Source organism: Actinomadura sp. NAK00032 (assembly GCF_013364275.1).
Classification (GTDB): domain Bacteria; phylum Actinomycetota; class Actinomycetes; order Streptosporangiales; family Streptosporangiaceae; genus Spirillospora.
Genome location: NZ_CP054932.1, coordinates 3,544,792 through 3,560,946 on the forward strand (window position 1 = coordinate 3,544,792; position 16,155 = coordinate 3,560,946).

At 76.4% G+C, this 16,155-nt stretch carries 14 protein-coding genes; 8 read left to right on the top strand and 6 right to left on the bottom strand.

The window, feature by feature from the left end; all coding sequences use genetic code 11:
• The first annotated feature begins 15 nt into the window (after positions 1 to 15).
• On the top strand, positions 16 to 1,050 hold the full coding sequence (locus HUT06_RS16610) for a hypothetical protein (RefSeq protein ID WP_176196567.1): 1,035 nt from the start codon (positions 16 to 18) through the stop codon (positions 1,048 to 1,050).
• Here HUT06_RS16610 and HUT06_RS16615 read toward each other — a convergent pair.
• The 4 genes from HUT06_RS16615 to HUT06_RS16630 all read right to left on the bottom strand — a co-directional run bounded on the left by HUT06_RS16615 (position 1,028) and on the right by HUT06_RS16630 (position 5,218).
• Positions 1,028 to 2,917 carry a potassium transporter TrkA gene (locus HUT06_RS16615; RefSeq protein WP_368407029.1) on the bottom strand — a complete coding sequence of 630 codons (1,890 nt, stop codon included), beginning with the start codon at positions 2,915 to 2,917 and terminating at the stop codon, positions 1,028 to 1,030. The genes HUT06_RS16610 and HUT06_RS16615 overlap by 23 nt on opposite strands.
• Positions 2,918 to 3,101: 184 nt before the next feature.
• Positions 3,102 to 3,431: an Lsr2 family protein gene (locus HUT06_RS16620; protein ID WP_138636842.1), complete on the bottom strand. Its 330-nt coding sequence runs from the start codon at positions 3,429 to 3,431 to the stop codon at positions 3,102 to 3,104.
• Positions 3,432 to 3,448: 17 nt separating this feature from the next.
• On the bottom strand, positions 3,449 to 3,805 hold the full coding sequence (locus HUT06_RS16625) for an Lsr2 family protein (RefSeq protein WP_138636841.1): 357 nt from the start codon (positions 3,803 to 3,805) through the stop codon (positions 3,449 to 3,451).
• Positions 3,806 to 3,943: 138 nt separating this feature from the next.
• On the bottom strand, positions 3,944 to 5,218 hold the full coding sequence (locus HUT06_RS16630; protein ID WP_254715221.1) for a CdaR family transcriptional regulator: 1,275 nt from the start codon (positions 5,216 to 5,218) through the stop codon (positions 3,944 to 3,946).
• Between the two features lie 733 nt (positions 5,219 to 5,951).
• Between HUT06_RS16630 and HUT06_RS16635 the strand changes: the two genes are divergently transcribed.
• The 7 genes from HUT06_RS16635 to HUT06_RS16665 all read left to right on the top strand — a co-directional run bounded on the left by HUT06_RS16635 (position 5,952) and on the right by HUT06_RS16665 (position 14,432).
• Positions 5,952 to 6,749 (top strand): AfsA-related hotdog domain-containing protein, encoded by a 798-nt coding sequence (locus HUT06_RS16635; RefSeq protein ID WP_176196568.1) that lies wholly within the window; start codon positions 5,952 to 5,954, stop codon positions 6,747 to 6,749.
• On the top strand, positions 6,746 to 7,390 hold the full coding sequence (locus HUT06_RS16640; protein ID WP_176196569.1) for an isoprenylcysteine carboxylmethyltransferase family protein: 645 nt from the start codon (positions 6,746 to 6,748) through the stop codon (positions 7,388 to 7,390). The genes HUT06_RS16635 and HUT06_RS16640 overlap by 4 nt, the downstream gene beginning before the upstream one ends.
• Before the next feature lie 2 nt (positions 7,391 to 7,392).
• On the top strand, positions 7,393 to 10,050 hold the full coding sequence (locus HUT06_RS16645) for a PEP/pyruvate-binding domain-containing protein (protein ID WP_176196570.1): 2,658 nt from the start codon (positions 7,393 to 7,395) through the stop codon (positions 10,048 to 10,050).
• Between the two features lie 65 nt (positions 10,051 to 10,115).
• Positions 10,116 to 11,165: a polyprenyl synthetase family protein gene (locus tag HUT06_RS16650; RefSeq protein WP_176196571.1), complete on the top strand. Its 1,050-nt coding sequence runs from the start codon at positions 10,116 to 10,118 to the stop codon at positions 11,163 to 11,165.
• A 13-nt stretch (positions 11,166 to 11,178) separates the two neighbouring features.
• Positions 11,179 to 12,381 (top strand): CdaR family transcriptional regulator, encoded by a 1,203-nt coding sequence (locus tag HUT06_RS16655; protein WP_176196572.1) that lies wholly within the window; start codon positions 11,179 to 11,181, stop codon positions 12,379 to 12,381.
• Between the two features lie 9 nt (positions 12,382 to 12,390).
• Positions 12,391 to 13,560, top strand: coding sequence for a cytochrome P450 (locus tag HUT06_RS16660; protein WP_176196573.1), 1,170 nt, complete (start codon positions 12,391 to 12,393; stop codon positions 13,558 to 13,560).
• Positions 13,557 to 14,432, top strand: a complete 876-nt coding sequence (locus HUT06_RS16665; RefSeq protein ID WP_176196574.1) for a hypothetical protein — start codon at positions 13,557 to 13,559, stop codon at positions 14,430 to 14,432. Before HUT06_RS16660 ends, HUT06_RS16665 begins: the two co-directional genes overlap by 4 nt.
• A gap of 11 nt (positions 14,433 to 14,443) precedes the next feature.
• Here the strand turns inward: HUT06_RS16665 and HUT06_RS16670 are convergent, their stop codons facing one another.
• Positions 14,444 to 14,830 (bottom strand): nuclear transport factor 2 family protein, encoded by a 387-nt coding sequence (locus HUT06_RS16670; protein WP_176196575.1) that lies wholly within the window; start codon positions 14,828 to 14,830, stop codon positions 14,444 to 14,446.
• A gap of 55 nt (positions 14,831 to 14,885) precedes the next feature.
• Positions 14,886 to 16,079, bottom strand: coding sequence for a zinc-dependent alcohol dehydrogenase (locus HUT06_RS16675; protein ID WP_176196576.1), 1,194 nt, complete (start codon positions 16,077 to 16,079; stop codon positions 14,886 to 14,888).
• Between the last annotated feature and the right edge of the window lie 76 nt (positions 16,080 to 16,155).

Genomic DNA, 16,155 nt, shown 5'->3' on the forward strand with positions numbered 1-16,155 from the left:
GGGAGGGAAGTGACGATGACCGGAGAAGCCCGCCCCCGCCCGGTGTTCGACCCGGCCCTCGGCACCGAGGCCCGCGCGCTGCTCGCCGCCGCGCCCGAACGGCTCGTCCCGGCGAGCCTGCCCGCGCCCCCGCCGCCGCGGCCGAGCGCCGCCAGGATCGTGGCGCGGCTGGTGTGGATCCCGGCGTTCGCCGTCTTCTACGGCGTGCTGCCGGGCGGCTGGCTGCGGCTCTGCTTCCTCGACTCGCTCGACGACGAGGAGCTGCCCGGCGGCGCGGGGCGGTGGGGCAGACTGCCCGTCCTCGCCATGATGCTCACGCCGGCGCTGCAGGTCGTCCTGCTGCTCCTCGGCCAGGTGCAGGCCGCCGCCGTGCTCGCCGCCGTCAGCTTCGCCGGCTGGGTCGCCGCCGCGCTGCGGCACGTGGGGGAGCCGCCCGCCGCGCGCGCCGCCCGCGAGCACCACGGCTCCTACCTGCTGCCCGCCGACTTCGACCGGCCCGCCGCGGGGCTGCTCGTGCGCGCCCAGCGGGCCGTCGACGCCGTGCTCGCGTCGCGGGCGAACGGCGCCGGGCTGCTGGACGACATCAACAACGCGGTCGTCCTGCCGCGGCAGGAATGGGCCATCGCGGACGCCCTCGCCGAGCACACCAGGCTGCGCCGCGAGCGCCTCGGCCAGCAGCCGGAGCGGCTCTCGCCGCGCGTCCGGGAGCTGCTGGAGCCGCAGGACCGCGCGCTCGCGCTGTCGGTGCGGTCGGTCACCGGGCGGGTCGAGGCGCTGGAGGACTACGCCCGCCGCGCCGCCGAGGCCGACGACGCCTACCACGAGGCGCTGGTGCTGCGCGGCCTGCCGGAGCAGAACGCCCGCTACCGGGACCTGCTCGCCGGCACCGCCGCGGACGAGCTGGGTGCGGCGGAGGTCCGCGGCATGGCCGCGGACGCCCGGCGCGCCGAGCGGGCGCTGCGCGCGGGCGGCCCCGGCGCGGTGCGCGCCGGGCGCGGCCCCGTCCCGCCGGCGGGGGGCGCCGGGGTCAGTTCTCCGCCAGCACGATGACGCGGTCGTCGGCGGCCAGGGTGAGCGGCGCCGCCTTGTCCGGGTTGAGCACCACGCCGTAGCCGGGCGGCTCGTGGAACCGCGCGGTGAGCCGGTAGCCGAGCGCGACCTCCCCGCGCCGCCGCGCCGACTCGATCAGCGTCGCGAAGTCGGCCGCCGCGCCCGGCACGAGGTAGTCGCAGGCGGGCTTGAGGTAGATCTCCGAGCCGGCCGGGTCGAGCAGGTCGACGAACACGTCGTACAGGTGCCGGTTCTCGCTCAGCTGGGTCAGCATGAGGCTGATCAGCTTCTCGCTGACCACGAAGTCGTCGGCTTTGGTGACCTGCGCGATCTCGCGGTTGGCGTCGTCGTGCATCTCGCTGACGATCGCGAACGGGTCGCCGCCCGGGGTGTCGGGGTCGCCGAGGGCGTCCTCCATGTCGCGCAGGTGCAGCAGGGTGACGAGGGTGCGGGCGTCGGCGGTGTCGGGGTCGTGGCCCGCGTCCGACAGCACGATGACCTTCTGGTACCCGCCGACGTCGAGGGACTCCAGGGACGGCCGCTCGGTCGGCTCGGCCCGGACGAAGCCGACCTTGAGGTTGGCGGGCTCGGCCAGCCGCCCGGTCGGGTCCTCCCGCGGCGCCGCGACGACCAGCTCCGAACCGGGCGCGAGGAACTCGTCCAGCAGCTCGATGATCTTCGGGGCGCGGTGGTTCCAGCCGAGCATCAGTGTCCGCTCGGGCACCGGGTCCCGCGCGACGGCCGTGCTGATCGCCTCCTCCCGCACCGGCGGGGGCGGCCCGGCGGACAGCCGGATCAGCAGGTCGTCCTCGGCCAGCACGATGATCTCGTCGTCGGCGCGGATCACGGTGTCCATCGGCGGGTTGAGCAGCACGGTCCCGTCGGCGCGCCGCAGCCCGCCGGGGACGCCGAGGTCGTAGGCCGCCAGCGCCTCCCCGAACGGCGTGCCGGCGAGCGCCGGCTCGGGCCGCATATAGAACTCGTGGCCGGCGAAGTCCAGCAGCTCGGTGCAGACCTGCGACAGGCCGGACTGGCGGTGCGACTGCACGATGAGCCGGATCGCGACGTCGTCGGCGTCGATGACGTGCGCGCGCTCGCCGCCGGCGAGGCGGGCGGCGGGCAGGTTCGCCGAGTCGTGCACGGCGGCGACGACGTGCGGGCGGCGCCGCCCCCAGGTGCGGGCGCCGAGCGTCAGCAGGACCTTGATGACCCGGGTGTCGGCGTCGGCGACCTCCGGGGTGACGATGAGGATGGACCGCGCGGTGCCGGGGCTGACCAGCTCCACGTCGGCGACCTTCAGCGGGTTGCCGGTGCGGCACACGATCCGGGTGCGGCCGAGGTCGCCGACCCGGGCGCGGATCGCGTCCTCCATCTCGACCTTGTCGCGGTCGGCCAGGATCGCCACGCACGACCTGCGCTTGCTCTGGTTGGCCTCGACCAGCTCGGCGACCACGGTGAAGACCTGGTCCGACCAGCCGAGCAGCACGGTGTGGTCGTGCTCGACGATCCGCGACCGGCCCTTGCGCAGCTCGCCGATCTTGGCCTCGAGGCCGGTGGTGAGCACGCCGATCAGCGAGCTGACGATGAAGATGCCGCCGACGGTGGAGGTCAGCATCAGCGCCAGGAACGGGCCCGTCCCGGTGTCGTCGCCCATGGTGCCCGGGTCGAGCGTGCGCAGCAGGCTGCGCCACACCATGCCGGGCCAGTCGCCGTTCTCGTCGGTGTCGCCCGGCGCGAGGACGACCGCCGCGGTCGCCACCACGAGCACCAGCGCCACCGAGGCCAGTCCGAGCCAGCCGATGAGCGCGGGCGTCCCCTTCGACATCGTCCGGTCGAACCAGTACCGGATGCGCTCCCGCCGCGTCACAGGTGCCAACCGGTCCGCCCCCAATCTGCCGTCGCCCGCCGGCAGCCTATTGCGATGTCTTGTGTTATTACCGGCATTATCCCCTAATAGCGTTTTGCCCGGTGCGCAGCCAAGGGGCCGAGGTGGTGAGAATTCCACCCCGGCCCCTGCGTGCCGTGCCGGAACGCCGCCGGCCGCGGTGCCGCTAGTGCGCGGCCTCGTACTGCTCGATCACATTGGCGGGGATACGGCCCCGCTCATTGACCTTGATGCCGTGGTTCTTCGCCCACTCGCGAATCTCGGCGGAGCGCTCGCGGCTGCCCGCGGTGCGCGAGCCGCGGCCGGCGCGGCCGGTGGTCTTGCGCGCCTTGCGGGCGCTGGCCACGAACGGCTCCAGGCCGTTGCGCAGCTTGGCGGCGTTCTTCTTGCTCAGGTCGATCTCATAAGACGTCCCATCGAGGGAAAAGCTGACGGTCTCGTCAGCCTCTCCACCGTCGATGTCGTCGACGAGAAGGACTTCGACCTTCTGTGCCATGCGGGGACTCCCTCTAGCTATGCGTCCGGCTTCGCGTCCGGATGTGCCTCGATGAATGCAGCATAGACCTCATCCGATATCTTGCCACGTTCGGAGACTTCGATGTCCTGACGCAATGCCCACTCGCGGACATCGCCGTTCGTGTAGCCCTTGATCTTCGCGGTGCGGGACTTGCGGCCCTTCCCGGCGGGCTTCACCTCCGCGGCGTTCTCGATGAAGGGCGCGAGGGCGTCCAGCATCTCGTTCAGCCGCTTGTAGTTGTCATCGCTCAGGTCGATCGTGAACGTCCGACCCAAGACTTCGAAGTCTCGCTTTACGACATCGCTCCCTTCGGAGCCGTCGATGTCGTCCACGCGAATGACCTTCTCGGCCATGTGCTCTGTGTCTTCCTTCCCCTCGCCGCGCGGCGCCCCTCGCCTGCGCGGCGCCCCCGACCGTAGCGGATCCGGGGCTCCGTCATGGATGGGACACGGGGAGGAGGACGGCGGAAGAACGGCGGGGAAGGAGGCCGCTCAGCCGCCGTGGCGCTGGATCCAGGTGTGCAGCAGGAGCATCATCTCCAGCCGGATCTCCGGGTCCTCGATGTCGAAGCCGAACATCCCGTGGAGCTGCGCCAGCCGGTACCGGACGGTCTGCGGGTGCACGCACAGCACCTCGGCGGCGCCGGTGGCGTTGAAGCCGTGCTTCATGCACTCCAGCAGCGTCACGGCGAGCCGCAGCCCCTGCCGCGCGCCCGCCCCGTCCAGCGGGGCCAGCCGCCGGGCCGCCACGATCGCGGCGAGCGAACCGCCCTCGCGCAGCAGCAGGCTCGGCAGGTGCTCCTCGGCCCGCACCAGCACCCCGCCGCGCCGTGCCCGCCCGCCGCGGGCGGCGGCGGCGCCCGCCCGCCGGGGCGCGGCCGGGGCGAGGTCGAGCGCGCGCCGCGCCCACAGCAGCGACGTCCCCGCCTCCTCCACCGGGACGGACGGGCCGATCGCGCCGGTCCAGCCGGCGAGCGTCGCGGCCAGCTCCTCGACCCGGCCCGGGCCGTCCGGGTCGGGCATGATCAGGCAGGGCCGGCCGTGGTCCAGCCCGGTCAGCAGGGACGGCGGCAGCCCGGCCGGGCCCTCGCCGCCGCTGCCGGGCCGCGGCCGCAGCACGATCACCGCCAGCCGGCGCGGCAGCGGCCAGCCGGCCCGGGCCGACTGCTCGCGGGCGACCTCCGGCGGCGCCGGCGGGTCCGACAGCAGCAGGGACAGCAGCCGGCCCCGGCGCTGCTCGCGCTCCCCGGCCGCCTTCTCCCGGGCGCGCGCGTAGCCGTGCGCGGCGGCGGACGCGAGCGCGTCCAGGTAGGCGAAGTTCGCCTCCGCGAGCAGGGTGATCAGCGCGCGGGGGCGGCCGAGCCGCTCGGCCTCGACCGCCAGGTGCCGCCAGGCGATCCGCGACCCGACCCGCATCGCGTTCTGCAGGTGCTCCAGGCCGCGCCCCTCGACGGCCTCGCCGTAGCCGACGTCGAAGAAGACCTGGTACACCTCCTTCCACGAGGTGTCCGGATCGGCGATCACCTGCACGAAGTGCTCCATGGCCTGCGCGACCGCGGCCTCGGCGACCCGCCAGTAGGCCGCGTCGCCCGGCCGGTCGTACTCGGGGACGTGCCGCAGCACGCCCGCGACCATCACGCCGAGCAGGTCCGGCAGGCGGGGCCGCATCCAGCGGGCCTCCTCCGCCGGGACGTCGCGCCACGGCTCCTCCGTCAGGCCCGCCAGGACCGGTGATACGGCGGGCGCGTCCTCGAATGCCGCGGTCACCTCGCCACCTCCCGCGCACTGCGAAAGCGTTCGTACTCCGGACGGTCCGGCCGCCGGTCGTCCCAACGTAGGCACCCGGCGTGATCCGCGACACTCAGCCGCCCGCACCGTCCGGCACCCCGTTTGTCAGCCCGTTGACAAGCGCGCGCGAAACCGCCGCCGCGAGCTGGACGAGGCGGCCGCGGCGCACCGGGACCGTACCCGCGACGGGCGCACGCGCCGGGACGGCCCGCCGCGGCCCGGCCCAAGGGACGCCCGCCGCCCCGCCGGGCCATCCGCACGGCCGCATTCCGCCACTTATTTGTGGGCTATCTCACAGGGTGCGCGGTATCCGTGCCGATTTGAACAATGTTTTGAAAATGTATCTTGTTCGACCGGCCCCGGAAAACGCTTCGGCGGGCGCGGTGAATCGCGCCGCTATCGGTCCGGATTGCGGCCGGGTGACGTGCGGGGTCGGGCCGGCCGGCCGCCGGCGCGCAGGCTGCAAGTGGACGCTGACATGCGGTTTCCGGCCCGGCAGGGCCCTGCGCGGCGCGCCTCCGGGGCCGCCGGGTTGCCGGACTGGGCAGCCCGCCGCGGCCCGGACTGCCCAGGGGTGCAGTTCATCCGTGCGCATTTCTGTAGCAAGATGACGGCCGTCCGGTCGGCATATCCGCCGTTCCCGGGAACGGCGTCCGGTGGCGTTTTCGGCAGGCGGAGCCGGCGGCCCCGGGTGGGTAATTAGAGGGAGCTCATGACCGCGCCTGTTATCGAGCGATTCCGCGAGCTGGTCGTCGACGAGTCGGATCCCTTCTACTTCGACCACCCGCTCGACCACGTGCCGGGCATGCTGCTGTTCAGCGGCCTGCTGGAGCTGGCCGCCCGCGCCGACGGGCTGCGGGCGCGCGGGCGGCCGCCGGGACGGGTCGTCGCCGGCCTCGACTTCACCCGCTTCTGCGAGCTGGACCGCGGCACGACGCTGGCGTGCCGCCCCGTCCCCGGCCGCAACCGCGCCTGGACGGTCGCCGCGCGGCAGGCCGGCCGGGAGGTGTGCGGCGGCTCCATCGCGTTCGCCGACGCGGACCCGGCGCCGCCGGCCGCCGGGCCGGGCCCGGCGCCGGCCCGGCGGGCGGACGCCGGGCTCGTGCACCGGCACCGCGACGAGAACATCCTGGTCGGCGAGCCGGTGCGGCGCGGGCGGGCCGTGGTCGAGTCGGCGGTGCTCCGGCCGGCGGGCGCGCCCGCCGCGCCCCGCGGCCCCGTGGAGCTCGTCGAGGCGGGCCGGCAGTTCGCCACGATGCTGGAGCACGCGGAGCACGGCCGCCCCATGGACGCGACGCTGCTGTGGGTGGCGCTGCGGGCCGACATCCCGTACCGCGTCGGCCGCGACGTCCCGCTCGTCCTGCGCTGGCCCACCGCGCGGACCCCCGGCCGCCGGTCGCGCTGCGCGGCGACGCTGGCGGACGCCGCGACCGGCGCGGTCCTGGGGTCGCTCACCTACGAGGCGTACGCGGTCGACCCGGAGCAGTACGCGCGGACCCGGGCCCGGTGAACGCGGCCGTGAGGTACGTGACGCTCGCGCCGCGCCTGCTGTTCGCGGCGGGCACGGCGATCCTGGCCTGCGGCATCGCGCTGCACGCGGGCCGGGGCGGCGCGGTGGGGCAGGTCGCGGCGGCGCTGCTGGCCGGCTACCTCGGCTGGCTGCTCCTGGAGGCGCCGGTGACCTTCCGCCGCTCCGCCGCACCGCCCGCCGACTCCCGCACGCTGCTCCCGTACGCGCTGGCCCGCGTCCTGCTCGTCGCCGGCGCGTCGCTGCGGCCCCCGCCCTGGGACCACTGGACGCCGTGGCTGCTCCTGCCCTGCGCGGTGTTCGCGGCAGGGGTGGCGCTGCGGCAGGCCGCGATCCGCGCCCTCGGCCGGTTCTACTCCCACCACGTGGCGCGGCAGACCGGCCACCGGGTCGTCACGGACGGGCCGTACGGGACCGTCCGCCATCCGGCCTACGCGGGGATGCTGCTCGCCCACCTCGGCGTCACGGCCTTCTTCCCCGGCCCCGTGACCGTGCCGGCGTTCGCCCTGCTCGCCGGGGCCGTCGCCGGGCGGATCCGGGTCGAGGAGCGGGCGCTCCGCGATGTCCCAGGCTACGCGCGGTACGCCGCCGCGACGCCCCGCCTGCTGCCGGGAGTGTGGTGACGATGGGCGAGATCGGGTTCGAGTTCGCGCGGCTGGAGGCGCTGCGCGCGGCGGGGCTGCCCGTCCCGGACTTCTTCTGCCTGCCGGCGGCGGAGTTCGACCGGGCGCTCGGCGCCCTGCGCCTCCCGCCGGCCTCGGCCGCGCCCGTCGCCGACTGGTGCGCCTCGGCGGCGTCGGCGCTGGCCGGCGCCGTCCCGGACGGCGACCTCGCCGCCGCCCTGCTGGAGGCCTTCGACGACCGGATCGGCGCACGCGGCACGGCGGCCGTCCGCGCGTGCGTCGTGCCGGGGAGCGACGGCGGGGGAGAGGACTCCGAGAGCGACCCGTACGCCGGGATGAGTGACAGCTTCCTGTACGTCCCCCGGGACGGGCTGCTGCGGGCGGTCGCGCGCTGCTGGGCGTCGGCGTTCAAACCCGAGGCGGTCCGGTACCGGACGCTCCGGGGCGCCGACCCCGCGAGCGCCAGGGTCGCCGTGGGCGTCCAGCGCATGGTGCGCGGCGACCGCTCGTTCGTCGCGTTCACGCGCGACCCCCGGGACGGGGCGCGGCGCCACGTCATCGCCGCCGCGCACGGGATCGGGGAGGGCGTCGTCCAGGAGAAGGCCGATGTGGACCACTTCTTCGTCGATCCGGTGACGGACGAGGTCCGTACCGAGGTTGTGGCCAAGCGGCGCATGGTGGGCCCGCCGGCGGACGGTGAGACGGGCCTGAGAGTGCTCGGGGTGCCGCCGGAGCTCAAGGACGCCCCCGTGCTGACCGACGAGGAGGCCCGCGAAGTGGCCGGACTCGCCGCCCGCGTGGAGGCGCACTTCGGCTGCCCGCAGGACATCGAGGGGACGTTCACCCCCGACGGCGCCGTCCACCTCGTCCAGGCGCGGCCGCTCGTAGCCGGCCCCCAGGACGGCGGCCCCCGCGTCCACTGGGGCGACCACAACATCACCGAGAGCTTCCCGGGCGTGTCGGGCGCGCTCACCTACTCGCAGGCGCGCGTGTTCTACGAGCTGGCCTTCACCGACCTGTACCGGCGCATGGGCGTGCCCGCGCGGCGGCTCCGCGCCGACGCGCACCGGCTGCCGCGCATGGTCGGGCACCTCGGCGGGCGCGTCTACTACCGGCTGGACGACTGGCAGGAGCTGCACGGCAGGCTGCCGGTGTTCGACCTGGTCCGCGCCGGCTGGGAGGAGGGCATGGGCATCACGGGCGAGGCCCGCGCGGAGCGCCGCCGGCCGCGGGTCCGGGTCGCCGCCGCGCTGCCCGGCCTCGCCGTCCGCGCGGCCGGGCACCGCCGCGCGACCGCGCGCTTCCTGCGCTGGTGGGACGGCGTGATGGCGGACGTCCACGACCCGGCCGCCCCGCCGCTCGCCGAGCGGTCCCCGGACGAGCTGATCGCCCTCTACCGGCGGGTGTGGGCGGAGGCGTTCGCGCGCTGGGGCGTCACCCTCGCCAACGGCGTCTACGGCCTGCTCGTCCTGCGGGCGGCGACCGCGCTGCTGCGCCGGTGGGCGGACGCCGGGCCCGAACTGCTGCCGGGCCTGCTGTGCGGCGGCGGCGAGAACCGCTCGCTCGCCGCCGCCCGCGCCGCCATCGCCCTCGCCGAACGCGCCGCGGAGATCCCCGAGCTGAAGGCCGCGCTGCTCGCCGCCGACCCGGCCGACGCGCAGGCCATGCGCGCCGTGTGGGACGGCGTCGCCGCCGGCCGGCACGGCTCGCCCATGGCCGCCGCGGCCCGCGCCTACCTGCGCCGCTACGGCGACCGCGCGGTGCACGACCTCAAGCTCGACGCGCCCACGCCCCGGCAGCGGCCCTGGATGCTCGCCGCGACGCTCGCCCCGCTCGTCCGGCGGGGCGCGACGGTCGCGGGCAGCCGCGCCGACGAGGCGCGGGCGGCGGCCGAGGCCCGGCGGCGGCTGCGGGCGGCCTGCCCCGACCCGGCGCGCCGCGCCGTGCTCGGCGCCCTGCTCGCCCTGCTGCGGTCGCTGGTCCGGACCCGGGAGGACACCAGGTTCTGCCGCACGCAGCTGTTCGGGCTGTCCCGCACGGTCCTGTGGCGGCTCGGCGCCGACCTCGCCGAGGCCGGAGCGCTCGACGACCCCATGGACGTCGTCGACCTCACCGCGGCGGAGGTCGTCGGCGCGTTCGACGGCACCCTGCCCGGCGCCGGCCCGGACGTCCTGCGCGGCCTCGCGGCGGTGCGGCGCGCCGAGCGCGACCGGCACCGCGACGCGCCGCCCCCGCCCCCGCTGCTGTCGGTCCCGGCGGCGGCCTCGGTGGCGGCGGCCCTCGCCCGCGCCCGCCCGGCCGGGAGGGCCGAGGGCGGGGGCGGCGACGTGCTGCGCGGGCTCGGCTCGGGCGGCGGGACGGTCCGCGGCCGCGCCAAGGTCGTCCTCGACCCCGGCGTCCCGCCCGCCGGCTGCGCCGGCCGGATCCTCATCGCCCGGGAGACCGACCCGGGCTGGCTTCCCCTCATGATCGCCGCGTCCGGCCTGGTCGTCGAGCGCGGCACCCTGCTCTCGCACACCGCCGTCACGGGACGGCTGCTCGGCGTGCCCGCCGCGGTCGCGGTCGGCGGCGCCGTCGCCCGCATCCCGGACGGCGCGTGGATCGAGCTGGACGGGCGCGCCGGCACGGTCCGGGTCCTGGACGGGCGCGCCCGCCGATGACGGGCCGCGCCGGAGGCCCCCGGCGCGGCCCGCACACACCCCCGCAGCACCAGAGGAGTTGGCACGTGGACGAAGGAGTGTTCGGCAAGGCGGCCCAGGAACGGGCGATCGCCGAGGTCGAGGTGGAGATCGCGCGGCTGTGCGAGCTGCTCGCCGAGGGCCTGGCGATGGGCCTGGACGGCGGCCGGGAGATGGTCGGCGGCGCCATGTCGGAGTTCCTCGTGGAGTTCTTCGACCTCGTCCGCGCGAAGGGCTCGCGGCCCGGCCTGCACGGCATGGTCGCGCTGCCGCTGCTGGCGCACGGCGCGGAGACCGGCGAGCCGGGTCCGGCGGCGCCGATCGCGGTGGTCCACCTGCTCTGGTGGGCGTCCGCCCGCCACCTCGACGACCTGACCGACGCGCCCGGCCCGGCCGGCGTGCCGGACCGGGTCGCCGCCGGCAGGCGGGCGCTCACCGCGTTCGCCGTCGGCGGCCCCCTGCCCGCCCGGCTCCTCGCCGGGCTGCCGGTGCCCGCCGCGACCCGCGCGGCGCTCGGCGAGGAGCTGTCGCGCTGCTGGCTGGACGCCGTGGACGGCCAGCTGCGCGACCTCACCGAGCGCGCGGCGGTCGCCACGCCCGCGTCGGTGCTGCGCGGCTACGAGGGCAAGACGGGCGCGCCGTACGGGATGGCAGCCGCGGCCGCCGCCTGCCTGGCCGGCGCGGACCGCGAGCGGGTCGCCGGCTGGCGCGCGTTCGGGCGGTCGCTCGGCGTGCTGCGCCAGCTCGTCAACGACCAGCGCGACCTCGCGTCCGGGCGGCACGAGGACCTCGCCAACGGCACCGCCACGTACCTGCTCGCCCACCTGCTGCGCGCGCTGCCCGCCGGGCGGCGCCGCGAGGCGCTCGACCTGCACGCCGCCGCCCGCCGGTGCGCGGCCGCGCGCGCCGAGCTGGCCGCCCGGATGCTGGACGAGGAGGTCATCGACGGCTACGCGGCGTCCGTGGCGCCGCTGATCGCGCGGGCCCACGGCCTGCTGGACGGGCTCGGCGGCGAACCGGGCTGCGTGCGGGAGCTGCACGGGCTGGTCGACGCGACCGTCGGCCACCTGCCCAGGTTCCGGCTGGCGGCGGCGTAGGGAGCGGGCTCCGATGACCGCTCCCGGCGGACTCTGCGACATCCTCGTCTCCACCGGCCCGCGGGTCGCCGACGCGGTCGGCGAGGCCCTGCACGGCCACCCCGCCTACCTGCCGATCCGGCGCGCGGCGGGCCCCATGTTCGGCGGCCGGGGGGAGACCTGCACCCGCCTCATCGGGCTCGTCCTCACCGGCGAGCCGCTGCCCGGCGACGACCTCGGCCGCTTCCGCGACCTCGGCGTCCTCGCCGCCCGGCAGGCGATCCCGCTGCCGGTGCTGTCGGAGGTGTGGGACCTCGCGCTCGCCGCCGCCGCCCGCACCTGCTGGACGGTCGCGCCGCCCGGCCACTTCGCCGAGATGGCCGAGCTGACCGCGCACGCGGCGCGGCTCGCCATCGGCGCGCGGGAGGCGTGCATCCAGGGCTACGCGGAGGCGCCCCGCGCGGGCGGCGCGTCGCGGCCGCTGCGCCGGCTGCTCGCCGAGACCCTGATCGACGGGGCGCCCGCCGGCGTCATCGCCGAGGCGGCCGGGGTCCGGCTCGCGCCCGGCTACCTGGTGCTGCTGTGCGAGGCCCCCGCCTCGGACGCGAGCTGGGAGCGGGCCAGCGAGCGGCTGGACGGCTGGGACGGCGTGCTGTACTCCGGCGACCTGTCCGGCCTCATCGTGCTGCTCCCCGCCGCGGACCCGCTGTGCGCGGAGAGCCGGGCCGCCGAGTTCACCGCGTCCCTCGCCGCCTGGACGCGCGGCCCGGTGCACGCCGCGCAGGCGCAGCGGCGCGGCCTCGCCGGCATCCCGGACGCGCTGGAGGAGGCGTCCCGGGTGCTCACCGCGGTCAAGGCCATCCCGGACGGCGAGGACCGCCCCTACCGGGCCGACGAGCTGCTGGTCGAGCTGGCGATCCTGGAGCAGCCCGCGATCCGCGGCCGGCTCGCCGCCGTGCTGAAGCCGCTCGACGCGGGCACCGACCTGCGGCGGACGCTGGAGGTGCTGCTCGCCTGCAACCTCGACCGCGAGCGCGCCGCCCGTGAGCTGTGGATCCACCGCCGCACCCTGCACTACCGGCTGGACCGCATCCGCGACCTGTCCGGCGTCGACCCGAGTTCGGCGCGCGGCATCCAGCTGTTCCGCGCGGCTCTGACCTCGGCGCGGCTGAGCCGGCTGGAGCGCGACGGCCGCCGCGCCGAGGAGACCTCGCTGCCCCCGCCGCTGAGCGCCTGAAGGAGACCGATGGACTTCCCCCCGCCGCACCGCCCGGGCGTCCCGCTGGACCCCGGGCACCTGCGGCGACTGCACGCCCGCCCGCTGGTCCCGGCCGTGGTGGCGGGCCGGGAGGCGCTGCTCGCCACCCGGCACGCCGACGTCCGGACGGTGCTGTCCGACGACCGGTTCAGCCGGGAGGCGTGGCGGGGCGGCACCTTGTTCGCCCGGACCCCGGCGTCCCTCGCGCTGGCGGCGAGCGACCCGCCGGCGCACACCCGGCGGCGCCGGGCCGTCCGGGCCTGGTTCACGGCCCGCCGCGCCGAGGCGGACCGGCCGCGCATGGCCGCCGTCGCGAGCCGCCTCCTGGACGGCATGGCGGCGGACGGGCCGCCCGCCGACCTGATCGCCCGGTTCGCGACGCCGTTCCCGTACTCGGTCGTCTGCGGCATGCTCGGCGTCCCCGCCGCCGACCTCGGGCTGCTGCTGCCCTGGGCGAGCGCGATGATGTCGGCCGGGCACCACCCGGACGCCGAGGTGGCGGCGGCGCACGAGGGCATGCGCGGCTACTTCGCCGAGCAGGTCGCCGCGCGCCGGCCGTTCCCGGGCGACGACCTGCTGACCGCGCTCGTGCACGGCTCCGGCCTGTCGGACGAGGAGACCGCCGTGCTCGGGGCCGGGCTGCTGATGGCGGGCGGGGAGAGCACCGCGAACCTGCTCGCGCTCTGCGTCCTGGACCTGGCGGCCCGGCCCCGGCTCGCCGCCCGGCTGCGCGCCGACCCGGCGCTGATCCCGGCCGCGGCCGAGGAGTACGTGCGCTGGACCTGGCTCGCCGGCACCGGCGGCCGGCCGCACGTCGTCACCGCCGCCGCCGAGCTGGCGGGCACGCCGCTGGCGCCGGGCGACGTCGTCGTCCCGCTCACCGACGCCGCCAACCGCGACCCGGCGGCCTTCCCCGCCGCCGGCGCCTTCGACCCGGCCCGCTCCCCGAACCCGCACCTCGGCTTCGGGCACGGCCGCCACCGCTGCCTCGGCGCCCACCACGCCCGCGCCGAGCTCCAGACCGGCCTCGCGGCGATCCTGCGCCGGTTCGGCGACCTTTCACTGGCCGTCGACCCCGCCGACCTGGCCTGGCGCGACCGCATGTTCGTGCGCGGGGTCTGGCAGCTCCCGGTCACCTGGTCGCGCGGAAGCCGATGAGGGGGTGGGGCGCCCGGGTCGGGCGGTTCGTCCTGGGCGCCTACCCGCCGCTTCCGTCCGCGCTGTTCGCCGCGCTGTGGGCATGCGGCGTCACCGGGCTGTTCGCCGCCCTCGACCCCTCGGGGCGGGGGTGGCGGCCCGGGGCCGGGACGGCGGTCGCGGCGGCGGCGCTGTTCGCCGACCTGCTCCTGATGCGGGCGCTCGACGACATCCGCGACGTCGACTACGACCGGCGCTTCCACCCCGGCCGACCACTGCCGGCCGGTGCGGTGGGCGTCCGCGACCTCGCCGTCCTGTACGGAGCCGGCGCCGCGGTGCTCGTCGCGTCGCACGCGGCGTGGCCGTGGCGCGCCGGGGTGCTGCTCGCCCAGTTCGGCTACGCCGCCGCGGTGCTCGGCGTCCACCTGAGGTGGGGGCGGCCCCGCCCGGACAGGCTGATCGCCGGGCTGCTGGTGAGCCTGCCCGCGCCCGTCCTGCTGCACCTGTACCTGTACGCCGGGTACCTGGACGGGGCAGGGCACGGCGCTGACGCGTCAGTGCTCACCGGCGTGCTCATCGCGGTGCTCGCGGGCGGTTACGCGGAGCTCGCCGGGAAGACCACCCGCGCGCCGCAGCCGGGGGAGCGGGCCTATACGGCGACGCTCGGGCTCGGCGGCGCGGTGGCCTGCGTGCTGGCCGCGCCGGTGCTGCCGGCGGCGCTGCTCGCCTCCTCCGCGCGGACGGGCCCGTGGACGGCCGCCGCCTTCGTGCCGCTCGCCGTCCCGGCGCTCGCCGCCGTGGTCTTCGCGCGCGGGCGCGCCCGCTGGCCCGCGCCCGCCCTCTACCCGCTGTCGGCGTTCGCGAGCTGGACCGTCCTCGGGCTCTCCCGGTGAGGCGGGGCGCGTCAGGCCAGGCCCATCTCCCGCCGGACGTTCGCGAACTCCACCCCCATCGCGTCCGACAGGGCGCGGGCGCCCGACAGCGGGCGCACCATCACGCAGAACTCGTCGATGAGCCCGGCGTCGTCGTGGTGCAGGAAGTCGCAGCCGTGCACCTCGCGGTCGCCCACCCGCGCCTTGAACACCAGCGCGTGGTCGCTGCCGTCGCTGATCTCCCGGACGTAGCGGAAGCCGGTGAACACCCGGGTCACCGCGCGCAGGATCGCGGTGACGGCGGCCCGCCCCTCGTACGGCGCGAACGCCACCGGGCTGAGGAACGTGACGTCCTCGGCCAGCAGCGCCGGGAGGGCGTCGATGTCGCCCTTCTCAATGGCCGCGCGGAACGGGTGCATCGGGCCCACCTCCAGGCTCGGGTGATCGGCACGCCCCCGGGGGCGTGCCGAAAGCCTAGGCCGCGCCGCCCGGCTGCAGCAGCACCTTGATCGCGCCGTCCTGTTTCTTCTGGAACATCTCGTACGCCTGCGGCGCCTTCTCCAGCGGCCAGCGGTGCGTCGCGAGGTCCATCACGCCGAGCGGGTCGGCGTCGTCGGAGACCAGCGGCAGCAGCTCGTCGATCCACCGCTTGACGTGCGCCTGGCCCATCCGCAGCCCGATGCCCTTGTCGAACATCCGCAGCATCGGCAGCGGATCGGTCATGCCGCCGTACACGCCGATGACGGAGATCGTCCCGCCCCGGCGGACGATCTCGATCGCGGTGGTCAGCGCGGCGAGCCGGTCCACCCCGACGCGCGACATCAGCGGCGCGGCGGAGTTGCCCGGCAGCAGCCCGGTGAGGGTCTGCGCCAGCTTCGCGCCCGGCGAGCCGTGCGCCTCCATCCCGACGGCCTCGATCACCGAGTCGGTGCCGCGGCCCCCGGTGAGCTGGCGCACCGCGTCCGGGACGTCGTCGGCGGCGTCGGAGTCGATCACCTCGACGCCGTGCCGGCGCGCCATCTCCAGCCGCTCCGGCACGAGGTCCACCGCGATCACGCGGTGCCCGCGGTGCCGGGCGATCCGGGCGGCCATCTGCCCGATCGGGCCGAGGCCCAGCACGGTCACCGACCCGCCCTCGGGGATCGCGGCCCACTCGACGGCCTGCCGCGCGGTCGGCAGCACGTCCGACAGGTAGACGAACCGCTCGTCCGGCGGGCCGTCCGGCACCTTGATCGGCCCGAAGTGCGCCTGCGGCACCCGCAGGTACTCGGCCTGCCCGCCGGGGACCTGCCCGTACAGCCGGGTGTAGCCGAACAGCGCCGCGCCCATGCCGTGCTCGCGGACCTGCGTCGTCTCGCACTGCGCGTACAGCTGCATCCCGCACATGTGGCAGCGCCCGCACGAGATGTTGAACGGGATCACCACGCGGTCGCCCGGCTTGATGTGCGCGACGTCCGGTCCGGTCTCCTCGACGACGCCCATCGGCTCGTGGCCGAGGATGTCGCCCTCGGTGAGGAACGGCCCGAGCACCTCGTACAGGTGCAGGTCCGACCCGCAGATGCCGGACGAGGTCACCCGGATGATCGCGTCGTCCGGTTCCTTGAGCTCCGGGTCGGGCACGCTGTCGACGCGGACGTCGCGCTTGCCGTGCCAGGTGACGGCCTTCATCTGCTCCTCCTCAGCGGCGGTGGCCCCGTCTCCCCGGCGGCCCTACCCCGACGGGCGCGCCGAAACGTCGCCGGAC